Annotated in this window: 10 protein-coding genes; 6 read left to right on the forward strand and 4 right to left on the reverse strand. The window is 62.9% G+C overall.

Features of this window, described 5'->3' with window-relative positions; translation table 11 throughout:
* Positions 1-44 precede the first annotated feature (44 nt).
* Complete coding sequence (locus tag ABZ728_RS09610; RefSeq protein WP_366655880.1) at positions 45-1,247, reverse strand: pyridoxal phosphate-dependent aminotransferase; 1,203 nt, start codon at positions 1,245-1,247, stop codon at positions 45-47.
* A gap of 297 nt (positions 1,248-1,544) precedes the next feature.
* On the opposite strand from ABZ728_RS09610, the gene ABZ728_RS09615 reads away from it, so the two are divergent.
* The 5 genes from ABZ728_RS09615 (at position 1,545) to ABZ728_RS09635 (ending at position 8,529) form a co-directional block, all read left to right on the forward strand.
* The gene (locus ABZ728_RS09615; RefSeq protein WP_366655881.1) at positions 1,545-2,624 is read left to right on the forward strand and encodes a hypothetical protein; all 1,080 of its coding nucleotides are present in this window, start codon (positions 1,545-1,547) and stop codon (positions 2,622-2,624) included.
* A 294-nt stretch (positions 2,625-2,918) separates the two neighbouring features.
* A complete protein-coding gene (locus ABZ728_RS09620) occupies positions 2,919-3,413 on the forward strand; it encodes a DUF4402 domain-containing protein (protein ID WP_366655882.1) in 495 nt (164 codons plus the stop codon).
* 97 nt (positions 3,414-3,510) lie between these two features.
* On the forward strand, positions 3,511-4,029 hold the full coding sequence (locus tag ABZ728_RS09625) for a fimbria/pilus periplasmic chaperone (protein ID WP_366655883.1): 519 nt from the start codon (positions 3,511-3,513) through the stop codon (positions 4,027-4,029).
* A gap of 173 nt (positions 4,030-4,202) precedes the next feature.
* Entirely contained in the window at positions 4,203-6,794 is a 2,592-nt protein-coding gene (locus ABZ728_RS09630; RefSeq protein ID WP_366655884.1) for a hypothetical protein, read from the forward strand.
* A 217-nt stretch (positions 6,795-7,011) separates the two neighbouring features.
* The gene (locus tag ABZ728_RS09635) at positions 7,012-8,529 is read left to right on the forward strand and encodes a 5'-nucleotidase C-terminal domain-containing protein (protein ID WP_366655885.1); all 1,518 of its coding nucleotides are present in this window, start codon (positions 7,012-7,014) and stop codon (positions 8,527-8,529) included.
* Between the two features lie 70 nt (positions 8,530-8,599).
* Here the strand turns inward: ABZ728_RS09635 and ABZ728_RS09640 are convergent, their stop codons facing one another.
* The 3 genes from ABZ728_RS09640 to ABZ728_RS09650 form a co-directional block, all read right to left on the reverse strand.
* A complete protein-coding gene (locus ABZ728_RS09640; RefSeq protein WP_366655886.1) occupies positions 8,600-10,183 on the reverse strand; it encodes an AMP-binding protein in 1,584 nt (527 codons plus the stop codon).
* A gap of 94 nt (positions 10,184-10,277) precedes the next feature.
* Positions 10,278-11,591, reverse strand: coding sequence for a malonyl-CoA decarboxylase (locus tag ABZ728_RS09645; protein WP_366655887.1), 1,314 nt, complete (start codon positions 11,589-11,591; stop codon positions 10,278-10,280).
* 177 nt (positions 11,592-11,768) lie between these two features.
* Positions 11,769-13,193: an amidase gene (locus tag ABZ728_RS09650; RefSeq protein WP_366655888.1), complete on the reverse strand. Its 1,425-nt coding sequence runs from the start codon at positions 13,191-13,193 to the stop codon at positions 11,769-11,771.
* A 191-nt stretch (positions 13,194-13,384) separates the two neighbouring features.
* On the opposite strand from ABZ728_RS09650, the gene ABZ728_RS09655 reads away from it, so the two are divergent.
* Positions 13,385-13,912: a VUT family protein gene (locus tag ABZ728_RS09655; protein ID WP_366655889.1), complete on the forward strand. Its 528-nt coding sequence runs from the start codon at positions 13,385-13,387 to the stop codon at positions 13,910-13,912.
* Positions 13,913-13,937: the final 25 nt, after the last annotated feature.

Here is a 13,937-nt window from a genome sequence, read left to right on the forward strand (position 1 = left end):
GGGGTGCCGCGATATCCGGTTCCGCCACTTCGGACGGATGATCGTCAGACCAGCGCTTCACAGGCCTGGCGAATGCGGGCGCAGGCATCCTCCAGCACATCGGTCGATGTGGCATACGAGATCCGGAAATACGGGCTCTTGCCGAACGCCGATCCCTGCACGACAGCCACGCCGGCTGCTTCCAACAGGTATTTCACGAAATCGTCATCTGTCTCGATCTTATGGCCGTCCGGAGTCGTCTTGCCGATCGTCCCGACGCAGGACGGATAGACATAGAACGCCCCCTCCGGCGTGTTGCAGGACAGACCGGGCGTCTGATTCAAAGCGGCGACGACGAGATCGCGCCGCTGGCGAAAGACCTCGTTGCGATCGGCGATGAAATCCTGTGGCCCGTTCAGAGCTTCAACAGCGGCGTACTGACTGATCGAACTGGGATTGCTGGTCGACTGGCTCTGGATCATGGCCATTGCCTTGATCAGGTCCCGGGGTCCGCCGGCATATCCGATACGCCATCCCGTCATGGCATAGGCCTTGGACAGGCCATTCACGGTCAGCGTCCGATCATAGAGTTCTGGCTCGACCTGCGCCGGCGTCGCGAATTCGAAGCCGTCGAATACGAGATGCTCGTACATGTCGTCCGTCATGACGTGGACATGCGGGTGGCGCATCAGAACCTCGGCCAACGCTTTCAGCGATGCCCGGTCGTAACCGGCGCCGGTCGGATTGTTGGGGCTGTTGAGGATCAGCCATTTCGTTTTCGGGGTGATGGCCGCTTCCAGGGCTTCAGGGAGAAGACGGAATCCGGAGTTCTGCGAGCAGTCTGCTATGACGGGTGTTCCCCCGCACAGCAGCACCATATCCGGATAGCTGACCCAGTACGGCGCCGGCACGATGACTTCGTCACCCGGATCGAGGGTCGCCACGAGGGCGTTATACAGAACCTGCTTTCCGCCCGTTCCTACGGTGATCTGATCGACGTCGTAGTCCAGACCATTCTCGCGCTTGAACTTCGCCGCGATGGCCGCCTTCAGTTCGGGAATGCCGTCGACATTGGTATATTTCGTGCGGTTTTCGTTGATCGCCTTGATCGCAGCCGCCTTCACGTTGTCCGGCGTATCGAAGTCGGGCTCTCCCGCGCCGAGTCCGATGACATCGTTTCCGGCTGCCTTCAGTTCGCGCGCTCGGGCGGTGACCGCGATGGTCGGCGAAGGTTTGATGCGATTTAGGGCCTTTGCCAACAGGGACATGGCGCGGCGAGCCTCCTTGAAGCTGAAACGGAATTAACAATCGGACAAAAAGTTCGACACGGAAACTACGCCGCCCCCGGCCGGCTTGCAAGCGCCCGCCCCGAAGGACGCGCCGTTCGGCCTTAAAGGCTGGGCAGAATCTGCCGCCCTCTCCGGCAGAGATTTCCCGACGATGGATGGGCCACCGACACATTCTCGCAATACGCACCACGACAATCGTTGCCTCGCCTCGATCCCACTTTTGGCACAGCCTTTGCTTCCCAACCGTCGAACAGAGCAATTGCGGATTCGGATGCCATGGCGCTTACCCACCAGATCGGTTCCTATGCGGTATCGGACGAAGTCCTGAGCGGCATTCGCAATGCCAGCAGGACAACGGGCGTCGATTTCTCGTACATGATGGCAAAAGCCGCCCGCGAGAGCAGTTTCCGACAGGATGTCCGTGCCGGCACTTCCAGCGCCACGGGGCTGTACCAGTTCATCGACCAGACATGGTTGGGCATGGTCCACAATCATGGCGAACGTCATGGTCTGGGACACTACGCCGCCAGAATCCAGGAAGAAAACGGTCGATTCAGTGTTGCCGATCCCGGTCTGCGCCGTGAAATTCTGGATCTCCGCCTCGACGCCGGGCTCAACGCCACAATGGCCGGCGAATATGCAAACGACAACCGCGCGCATCTGGAACGGACGACATCACAACGGATCGGGCCGACGGAACTCTATCTCGCCCATTTTCTGGGCGCCGGGGGCGCTTCGGAATTCCTGAACGCAATGGACCAGGCGCCCGGACGTTCCGGCGCTGCCCTTTTCCCCGCCGCTGCCCGCGCCAACCAGGCGATCTTTTACGACGCCGGCGGCTCGGCACGAAGCCTCGGTGAAATTCACGAGCGATTCGCGACCCAGGTGCGACGGGACATGGCGCTTGCGGCCGATCTGCCGGACGGTATTTCAGGTGGCCGCCGCGACGGCGGCTTCCTCGACACCGGAAGCGCCCGCGCAAGAGACCTGTGGACGGGTGGCTCGGGCCAGGGTGCCATGTTCGGCACCGGCCGCGTTTCGAATGGACAGATGTCAGGCGGTCAGCCGGCGATGCTCGGCCAGGTGGGTGACAGCGACAGCATCGCCAATGCCGCATATTGGCTTCAGATGGCAGGCGGCGAGGAAATCAGTCGGGATTCCGGTGGGCAATATGGCGGCCGGGATCTGTCGCTCTGGACCGTGCTCGCGCTTTCATCAATGAGCAGTACCGGTACAGGCATTCCAGGAGAAGCGTCCTTTACCGGTAGCCGCACTGACTCTGTGAGCGACCCCGAAGACGACGGCTATCGCCGCAACGACGATGCCGCGCCCGAATCCCGTTCCAGCGGTCGGTAATATCCCCTGCGGATGCAGGCAAAATTTTCCCAGTGAAGCGTGTTCCCTGCCCATCCGGGCGTCACCGGCGGCGGCCGTGACAACCCGCGCGCGCCGGATTCCGGCGATGCCCGGCTTTGCGCGCATCTCACTGCATGATTTACCTACAATTTGTTGAAATTTGCGATCTTGGCGTGTATCACGTTAGTGATTGAGTAACTTTTGGGTGCCACCGTTCACCCGTAATGCGGGAGCGGTGTTCTTCATATTCATCGTTTTCCGATACATCAACCCGATGGACGGAGGTCTCTATCCATGAGAAACATTCTTAAGATTACCGCTGCCGCGACGGCCGTCGTGGCGTTTTCCGGTTCGGCCGCTCTGGCCCAGGTCAGCGCCGACGGCGATGCCAGCATCACCATTCAGGAAGCGCTGACGATCACGGCTGTTGACGAACTGCTGTTCGGCACCGTCGTCGCCCCGGCGACCGGTGACGGCTCCCTCGCCGTGACGGTCGATCCGGCCGCCCCCACCGGCGACCAGCAGGCCGGCACCTTCGACCTCACCGGTGAAGAAGGCGAAGCCGTCAACATCAACCTGCCGGCTGACGGCGTGGTTGATCTCACCCGCGACGGCGGCGTCGAGACCATTGCGGTTACGGCATTCACGAGCGACCAGGCCGGTGAAACGCTCACGCTGGGCGCAGGCGGCGACACCATCGCCATCGGCGCCACCGCGACCGTCGCCGAAGAGCAGGTTGCCGGTCTCTACGAAGGCACTTACACGGTCGAAGTCGAATACGCTCCCTGATCATTGATCGACGCAAGTCGAGTCAATGGGCGCCCGCCTTCTTTCGAAGGCGGGCGCCGCTTCGCCAAGCGAGCTCGCGATACAATGAGAGTTTAAAATGGCCGCCATACTGAGACACGACGTAAAGTTCTATTTCCGTACAATTGCTACCCTATTTTTGTTTTTAACCGTATTTTCCGCCCTCGCGCCAGTCGCAGACTCTCACGCACAGGGCATCACCGGTAGCGGCCTTGCCGTTGCACCCACGCGACTTGCGATCGACCCCAATGAGCGGGGCGCGGAACTGCGTCTGCAGAACCGGAGCGCGACGGAAGCAACCTATCGCATCACCCTTACCCAGGTCCAACCCGGCCCCGGTGGCCACAGAGCGGATGAAATGATTCGCTTCTCGCCACGACAGGTGACGGTGGCCGGAAACGGCAATCAGACCGTGCGAGTCGCCGTGCGGCGACCGGCTGATTTACCCCCGGGGGAATATGCGGCGCGCATCCGATTCGAAGCGATACCAACCGGCAATCCGACTCAAGCTTTCGAATCCGCTGGAGACGACGGCATTTCGATCCAACTCGAAGCCATCTATGCGGTGACCCTTAGCGTCGTCATCCATCAGGATTGAACGCCCATAGCCGGCGGCGGGAGAGTCGCAGCCAATTTTGGCGCCTCTCCCGGACTCCTCACAGACTGACCCTGGACATTTCGCTCGGGCGACATTTGCGCCATACACATAAAATTATATTCATATTCTTTATTAATGCATTCCTTTCCACCCCCGGGTTTTCGGACTCGGGGTTGGACGTCGATCAGCTGCCGCCGGTCATCGAATCGGACCCGCTGGAAGAGCTCGTGATCAACCTGCGGGCCGATGATCATCTGGCGTCGGAATATTTTCTGGCACTGGAGCGTCCCGATGGCGTCTACCTGCCGCTTGGCACCATGGCAGATGCCCTGTTGTTTGCCCTTGAAGTCTCGCCGGAGACCGGAACCGCCACCGGCTGGATTATCAACGAGCAGACGACATTCGACCTGGATCTTGCCTCCGGGACACTTGCCCTCGAAGGTCGGCAATCCACCATTCCTGACGGTGCAGCAGAACGTCATGTAGACGACATCTATGTTTCAATAGACTGGCTGTCCGAGGTCACGCCGCTTCACGTCGAAATGGATTGGCCGACGCTGTCGATGGTCGTCTCATCCGAGGGCTCACTCCCCGTTGAACGACTGTTGGAGCGCCGGAACCGATGGGCGTCATGGCGCCCGCCCCGGGACCCTACGGTCCGTCAACCCATTGCCTATCCATTTCGCGCCGTCAGCCCGCCTGCGATCGATGTCTCCGCCGCCACCGAATACAGCACCGACGGCATCGGCAACAGTGAGTTCTCCACGGATCTCAATCTCAGGGCGGCTGCCGATCTGGGTTGGCATACAGGACAACTGTTCATTCAGGCTGACAATCATGACGGCCTCAAATCCGCCAGGCTCACGCTGTCGCGGGAGGATCCCGCCGGCGGTCTGCTCGGGCCACTGCAAGCAACCGGGTACCAGATCGGCGACGTCAGCATTCCGGCACTCAGTCATTCGACCCGGCAGGAATTCGCAACCGGCGTCACGGTCACCAACCGCGTGAACGGCAACAGGCGGTCCTTCACCGATCGCACATTCACCGGCACGACGCAGCCGGGTTGGGCGGTGGAACTCTATCGGAACGGCGTTCTGCTGGCATTCACCGAGGAGACCGAAGACGGGCGGTACGTCTTCGAGGATGTGGATGTACTGCCCGGTTTCAACGATTTCATCGTATTGGAACTCGGCCCTCTGGGCGAGGTACGCCAGACATCGGATCGCATCCACATCGGCAGTGGCATGGTGCCGCCGGGGACGGTGGAGTATGCCGCTGCCGTCGGCCATCCGACAGCGATGGTCGATGCCGTCAGCGGCAAAGGATTCTCATCGGATGAAACCGTTGCCGGGACGGCGACCGTCGATATCGGTCTTCTGACCTCGATGACAGTGTCGGCGTCGATCGCCGCATCCGACGGCAACGACGGGGAGATTTTCGGCTCTTTGGCAGGGCGCCTGGCTCTGGGGCCGGTCTTCGTCGACGCGACGATGACGGTCGATCGCGCCGGCGGACGTCACTATGCGCTCGTCTCCCGGCTTCCACTGGACGATATGTCCTTCTCCGCCGAAATCGACATTGATGACGGCCTTGAATCACCGCATTTTTCCGCGCGGCCGGATCAATGGTCCGCGACACTTTCAGGGAACTGGAATCTGGCGCAATGGGCACGGCTGGCGTTCGACTACAGTTACGTCCGCGATGCGGCAGGCATCGATCAGGACACGCTGGAAACCCGATGGCGGGGGGCCGCCCGATACCTCTCCTGGTCGAACACGATGCGCGTCAACGACGTCGCCACCGGCGCCGACGAGCCCTTTGTCATAGCCGGATCGCTGAACGCGAATATCAGGTCGCTGCGGATCGCCCCGAGGCTCGCGCTCGATTACCAAATCGACACCATGGGCGTCCGTGCACGGTCGGCATCGGCGTCGTTCAACTGGCGGCTCGATGGCGGCTATCGCGGTCGGCTGACTGCTGCCCACGATTTTCGTGGCGCGGGCCTCACCAGTCTGTCCATCGGCGCAGGCAGGACCTTCGGCCCCCTCACCCTGGGCGCCTCGGCCGGCATCGACACCGATGGCGCCTTCGAAGTCGGCCTGACGCTTTCGACGGGTGCCGCCTGGGACCCGTGGAACGGCGGATACCGGACGGCCCCCAGTGGCATCGCCCGCAACGGTACGGCGGCCGCGCGGGTCGTTCTCGATGACGGCACGGCGCGCGGGCCCCAACCGCTGGACCGGGTCCGTGTCAGGTCGGGAAGCCGGTCCGGCCGCACCGACGAAAGTGGGGTGGCGATGATCCCGCCGCTTACGTCGGGGCGAGTATCGCCGATCGATATCGTCGGCGGATCGCTTGACGATCCATTCCTGCTGATCGAAAGCCAGGACACCGCCGTGACCAGCCGCCCCGGCGTCGTGCAGCCGGTGACCATGGTCGTTCGTCCCGGCGGCGAGGCCGAGGGAACCATCAGGGCGACCCGCGTATCCGGCGAAGAAGTCACGCTTTCCGGCGCGACATTGCTGGCGATCGACGATCAGGGAGAGGTTGCGTCGCGCGCGGTAGCGGCTTTCGACGGATTCTACATCCTGAATGACCTGCTGCCGGGCGATTATACGCTCACCCCTGATCCGGATCAGGTGGAAAGCCTTGGTTATGCCATGCCCGAGACCACCTCGTTCACCGTTCCCTTGACCGGCGGCGTGGTCAATCTCGGCACCATGCATCTGTTTCCGGCCGACCGGGCCGGTGCCCTGGAGCCGTAAGCCGGACACGAAGGACCCGCGAGATGTTCCGATACCGTCTTGCCCTGTTTTCCTGCATCGGCCGGGCTAACGCTTGAGATTACACAGTATAATATCGCTGTCATGAAATCTTTACAAATGACCGTGAAAAACATTTTCCGTGATTCCCCAAGTCGGTGGTACCTTCACCCGGCATCAGCGATGCCACCCCCGATGACGACCAGCGGAGATCACGACAATGAATTCGAAACGCGCGACGATCCGCGCGACCGGCGCCGCGGCGCTGTCGGTCGCAACGGCCGCCCTGCTTGCCGCCTCACCGGCGCTGGCACAGGACAGCACAACTTTTACGTTCCTGCATGTCAACGACTTCGACCGCATGGAAGGCTCCGGGGATCGCGGCGGCTATGCCCGGCTGGCGGCCATCCTGGCCGACGAGGAATCCCGAAGCGACAACGTCTTCATGGTCCATGGCGGCGACTCAATCTCGCCCTGTCTCCTGTGCGGCTTCGATCAGGGCGCTCACCATTTTGACCTGATGAACCAGCTCGGCGTCGACTTCTACGCCCTGGGCAACCACGAATTCGATTTCGGGCCGGATGTGGCCGAAGAACGGGTGGCCGAAGCCGATTTCCCGGTGGTCAACTCCAACGTCGTCCGGGGCGGTGAACTTCTGGACGGCACCGTCGAATCCGCCACCATTGATGTCGATGGATTTACGGTCGGCATCCTCGGCCTTACCACGCCCAGCACGGCCGACATCGCCAGCCCCGAAGATGCGGAATTTCTGCCGATCCTCGACGTGACAGCCGATACGGCCTCGGCGTTGCGCGAAGACGGCGCCGACCTCGTGGTCGCCATCGCGCACACCGGCGTCAGCGAGGACATGTCCCTGATCAACCAGCACGCCGTGGATCTGATCCTGGGCGGGCATGATCACTTCCTCTTCACTTACTGGGACGACAGCACAGCCTTCGTCGAAGCTGATGAGCAAGCCAACTACGTCGTGGCCGTCGATGTCACGATGACGCGCGACGAAGACGGTTCGGTCGAATGGGAACCCGCCTTCCGCATCATCGACAGCGCCGATTTCGAGCCGGACGCCGACATGGCCGCAGCCGTACAGACTTATGAGGATCAGCTTTCCGATCAGCTGGACGTCGATATCGGAACGACGGCCACCGAACTGGACAGTCGTCGCTCCTTTGTGCGGAGCCGGGAAACGACTTTTGGCAATCTGGTTGCCGACGCCATTCGCGACGCCGTGGATGCTGATGTCGCGATCACCAATGGCGGCGGGATCCGGGGCGACACGACTTACGCAGCCGGAACCGTTCTGACGCGCCGCGACATCCAGACCGAACTGCCATTCGGCAACACGACGGTCAAACTCGAAGTCACGGGCGCAGATATCGTCGAGGCGCTGGAAATCGGAGTCGGCACCGTCGAAGAGGGTCAAGGCCGGTTCCCGCAGGTGTCGGGCCTTTCCTTCACCTATGATCCGTCCGCAGAGCCGGGCAACCGTGTGGTTGAGGTAATGGTCGATGGCGAGCCGATCGACCGGGACGCCACATATTCCCTGGCCACCAACAACTTCATGGCGGACGGCGGCGACGCCTATACCGTCTTCGTCGATGCCCCGCGCATCATCGACCCCCTTGCCGCTCAGTTCATGGCAGCTCAGGTCACCGATTATATCGCCGAAATGGGCGAAGTCGCGCCAGAGGTGGAAGGCCGCATTTCAACCGTCGACTGATTTGGCGTCAGGACGTCGGGAAAATCGGGCCGCTCCGGCGATACGGGGGCGGCCCATTCTACTTCGAAGGCTAACCCCCGACAGACTGTCCGTTGAACAGGCTGTTGAACCGCTCCCGCAGCACCGATTTCTGCACCTTGCCCATGGTGTTCCTTGGGATTTCCGCGATCGGCTCGATATGCTTGGGCTGTTTGAAGCGGGCAACTCCGGCATTCAACGCGTCGCGGATGGCAGTCTCCGGTGGCAAGCTGTTCGTGCCGTCCGTCGGAACGGCCACGGCGACCACCGCCTCGCCGAAATCGGGATGCGGCACACCGAACACGGCCGATTCCTTGATACCGTCCAGGGCGTCGAGGACCTGTTCGACTTCCTTGGGATAGACGTTGAGCCCGCCACTGATGATCATGTCACTGTCACGGCCGACGATGGTGACATAGCCGTCGTCGCTTTGCCGTGCCAGATCACCGGTGCGGAAGAACCCGTCGTCAGTAAAGGCCGCCGCCGTCTTCTCGGGCTTTCCCCAGTATTCCTTGCAGACATTGGGGCCCCTGACCTGCAGCAGCCCGACCTTCCCGGGCGGCAGTTCATCACCGGTGTCGGGGTCGGTCACCCGGACATCGATGCCCGGAAGCGCGGGCCCGACGGTGCCGGCGCGGCGGTCTCCGTTTAGGGGGTTGGAGCATGCCATGTTGATTTCGGTCATGCCATAGCGTTCCAGGATCGTGTGGCCCGTCCGCTCGCGGAAGGCCTCGAACGTCTCTTCTCTCAGCGGTGCTGACCCCGAGACGAACAGCCTCATGCCGCTGCATCGATCATGTGTCAGATCCGGATGGTCGACCAGCCGCGTATAGTGGGTCGGCACGCCCATAAGGGCGGTCGCATTCGGCAGGTGACGGATGACGGTATCGGCGTCGAATTTCGGCAGATAGATCAGCCGCCCGCCGCTCAGCAGGGCGCAAAAGGTGGCCACGAACAAACCGTGGGTATGATAGATTGGCAGGCTGTGGATCAGCACGTCATGCTCGGTAAAGCCCCAGGCGCCGATCAATGTCGCTGCGTTCGAAGCAAGATTGCGATGGGTGAGCACGGCACCCTTTGGCTGGCCGGTTGTGCCCGAAGTATAGAGAATGGCCGCCGGATCGTCGGGCGCAACAGGTGGGTCCAGAACGCCGTCCTGGTGAAGCCCGGCGCCATCGGACAGGCTGCCCCGGCCGTCGGCATCAAGGGTGAAAATCTCCACGCCGCCGCCGGTGCCGGCACCCAGTATGCGGCGCCCGCGATCGGCCATCGCCGTGGCCTCGGCGGGATCGCAGACAATAATCTTCGGGCGGGCATCGCCGACGAAATAGTCAAGTTCCGCCGGCGCATAGGCCGTGTTCAGCGGCTGATAGACGAAACCACTGCGCACGCAGGCGAGAACCAGGGACACCAGCGCCGGCGATTTTTCCACGCGCACGGTAACGCGGTCGCCGCGCCGGGCGCCCGCCGAACGCAGAAGCGCCGCGAACCGACCGGCAAGCCGGTCGATATCGCCATAGGCCAATTCGCGACCGTCGTCGCATATCAACGCGGTGTTGTCGCGCGAGGCAGCCAGCCGGGCGGCCCACGCCGACTGCAGCGTCAAACTTTTCTCCGTCGCGTCCGGTGCACTCATGCGGCTGCCCACCCCTTTGCAGTTCGTTCGATTGCGATGGACAGCATAGGGCCACGCTGCCAACTGGTCCATGGCCGGCAACGTTGCGCGAATTCTATGTCTTCAACAGGGACTCGACGCTCTTGCCGGTAACGATGTGGCCGGTATTGACGTGCATCTCGTGATTGCCCTCGATATCCGACGGCTTATAGAGATAGTTGGCCAGAATTCCCGCACTCTGCCGCAGCCCTTTGGGCGAGGTGTCGCCCATCCAGTTGAGGCGCTCCAGCCTTGCGCCGTTGCCGAGATGGAATCGGGCCACGGCATCCAGCGGCCGCGCGCCGCGCTTCTCCCGCACCAGGTAATTAGCGCAGGCGGCGCACAGCGATTTGCGCACCGGGTCCAGCTTGGCGGGATCGCCGATCCACCCGTCGGCGTCGATGGCATTGCGCGCGGCATCGATATGCGCACGCAGCTTTTCCGGCACCACATCGCGGTCGACAGCGCGGAGCCACGCCAGAAACCCCGGCACCGGCGAAAGGGTCGCAAACGTCCTGATCCCCGGCCAGTCGCGCTGCAGATCCGCGATGACCTGCTTCAGCAGGAAACTGCCGAACGAAATGCCGCGCAGGCCCTCCTGGCAGTTGGTAATGGAGTAGAATATCGCCGTATCCGCAACCGCGGTATCGCCCACGGGCGCGTCACGGGCCAACAGCGGTTGGACCTGCCCGGCCATACCCTTGACCAGCGCGACCTGAACGAAGATGACCGGCTCGTCCTTAAGCGCCGGATGGAAGAAAGCATAGCAACGGCGGTCGCGGGCCAGACGGCGTCGCAGATCGTCCCAGCCCGGCACTTCGTGGACGGCCTCGTACTGGATCAGCTTTTCCAACACTACGGCCGGGGTCGACCAGTCGATCCGCTTCAGCACCAGGAACCCACGGTTGAACCAATCGCTGAGGACCGCCTTCATGTCGGCGTCGAGACTGCGCAGATCCCGGTGATCGGCCAGATGCCGGCCGAGATCGCGGCGCATCTCGATGATCGTGGCGGTGCCTTCGGGCGCCATGTTGATGCGCCGGAACAACTCGTGCCGTGGCGATTCGACCGCTTTCGCAAGGCGCATCAGACTGTCGGAATCGCGGAGTTCGCGATAGGCATCGGCAGCGGCGATGACCTCGTCGGGCTCGGGGTCAAAATCACGCGCCAATGCCTTGAAAAACGCCAGCTTGTTGGCCTCATCCATCGCCCTGTAGGTGTTTACGACTTCCCGGGCCAGCGCGACGCCCGACGCCTCTCCGCGCTGCGAAATCAGGTCGACCGACAGGGCGGCAAGGCCGGTCGCCAGCGAGCGTTCACGCCGAAGCGTCAGGAGTTCCAGGCCGCGGTCCGCCACCGAATTAAGGATCTGATAGAAGCTGTAGCTCATGACAGGCTCCCCCGCGCCGGATGCCCACACCGCATCGCCGGCCCGTCGCCGACTACACAGGCATGCCCCAAGCCTGATACACCCGGTCCGAGCGTTCAAGAGCCATCATGGGTCGGTCGAAGGCAAATCCGTGAACGGATTTCTTCGGGGAGTAGGATCCGGTCGCGGCCGATCGCGTCAGACGTCTTCCGCGGCCCGGGCCGGCGCAAAACCGGTCACAGTCGCGAAACGCGCCTCGATCGCTGCGGCAATGCGCAGCACGTCCGCATCCCTGCCCCGTTTGCCGCAGATCTGAATGCCGAATGGCAGCCCATGGCGATCGGTCCCGCATGGCACGACGACCACGGGATGTGCCGTCAGCGTCAGGGCATAGGCCAGGGCGATCCAGCGGTAATAGACATCCATGGCCTGACCGCCGACGGCAGCCGGATACCATTCATCCACCGGAAAGGGCGACACGGGCGCTGCGGGACAGATCAGCACGTCGTGATCGTCCAGGAAGTCAACGAACCGGCGATAGAGACGGACGTGGCGCGCATGGGCGTCGGCCGCATCGACCAGCGTCATGCTCAACCCCATCTCGACATTCGTGCGGACATTGGGGCCCAGTGCGTCGGGATTGCGGTCGTAAATCGCCTTGTAGCTACCGACAAAGGCCTGAGCCCGAAGAACGTCGAATACCCGATGGGCATCGGCCAGGGGCGGATCGGTGCGCCGGACGGACGCAACGGCGGGCGCCAGCGCGTCGACGGCTCCGTCGAAAGCCGCGCGAATATCGTCGTCCACCGGCGCGATGCCCAGATCCGCGCTTGCGGCTACGCGCAGAGCATTGAGGTCGGCGGGCCGGGCGTCGGCAAGATCGCGGCGGTCGACCGGCCCGGCCATCGGATCGCGCGGGTCGTCGGCGGCCAGAACCGACAGCATCAGTGCCGCGTCACCCACGGTCCGCGCCATGGGCCCTTCGACCGCGAAGGTCGTCCAGCCGTTGCCCCGTCCCTCGTCCGCGACCAGCCCCGGTGTTGGCCGCACACCGACCACACCGCTGAAGGCCGCCGGAACCCGCAGCGATCCGCCCGTGTCCGACCCGGTGGCCAGCGGCACCATCCGGGTTGCCAGGGCCACCGCCGATCCGCCCGACGACCCAGCGCAGGTCCTGGTCGTATCCAGCGGATTGACCGTCGCGCCGAACACGGCGTTGCGCGTATTGGCCCCGGCGCCGAATTCCGGCGTGTTCGACTTGCCGACCAGAATAGCACCGGCGGCCCGCATCCTTGCTACAAGGCCGCAATCGCGGCGGGGAACGTGGTCCTTGTACTCAAGCGAACCCCAGGTCGTCCGCACCCCTTCGGTCTCGTTCAGATCCTTGACCGCGAACGGCACGCCGTGCAGCGGTCCCAGTTTCCGGCCGGCGGCGACGGCGTCGTCTGCGGCCCCTGCTTCCTGACGGGCACGGTCCAGGCACAGTGTGACCATGGCGTTGACAGCCGGATTGCGCAGCGCGATCCGGTCGGCGGCGGCCTCCAGCGCATCCGACGCCGAAACACGCCCCGCTGCGATCCGATGCCTCAGTTCCACCGCCGACAGTCTGTCGATTTCCGTCATTTCGCTTCCTTTTTATCTTTCTCCGGGACCTTGCTGCAGTAGCCGGAACGGGAAAATCGGCCCTTCCCCCCCGCGGCAGTTTTCGGTACAACGCGCGCGAGCCGCGCCGCAACAGCTGACGGTCGCATGGGCTCGCGCCTCTCGAAGGTCATTACCAGTTCCGCCGGAATCAGCACGAGGATTTGAGCATCATGGCGATCGGACTCGCAATCGCATTGTCGAGTATGGCCGGATTGGTCGCGGCATCGAATTTTCTCGTCCAGTATCCGATCAATGACTGGCTCACCTGGGGCGCGCTGACCTATCCACTGGCTTTTCTGGTCAACGATCTCACCAACCGGGCCTATGGACCGGCAAAGGCCCGCCAGGTCGTCTATGTCGGTTTCGCCCTGGCGGTAGTGCTGTCGATCTATCTGGCGACACCGCGCATCGCAATGGCGTCCGGCTGCGCGTTCCTGGTTGCCCAGCTGCTCGATACCTATATCTTCGACAAGCTGCGGAATACCGTGTGGTGGAAAGCCCCTCTCCTGGGGTCGGTCGTCGCGTCGTTCGTCGATACGCTGCTGTTCTTCACCCTGGCCTTCGCTGGCGCCGGCCTGCCACTGGTCACGCTGATTGCGGGTGATTTCGCCGTCAAGGTGGTCCTGGCCCTGCTCTTCCTGATCCCGTTCCGGGCCATGATGCCGCTGACCCGTCCCGCCTCGATGCCGTCGGCGTGACCGTCGCTCCGCATACGGGCGTTCC

The sequence above is a fragment of the Fodinicurvata sp. EGI_FJ10296 genome, assembly GCF_040712075.1.
Classification (GTDB): domain Bacteria; phylum Pseudomonadota; class Alphaproteobacteria; order DSM-16000; family Inquilinaceae; genus JBFCVL01.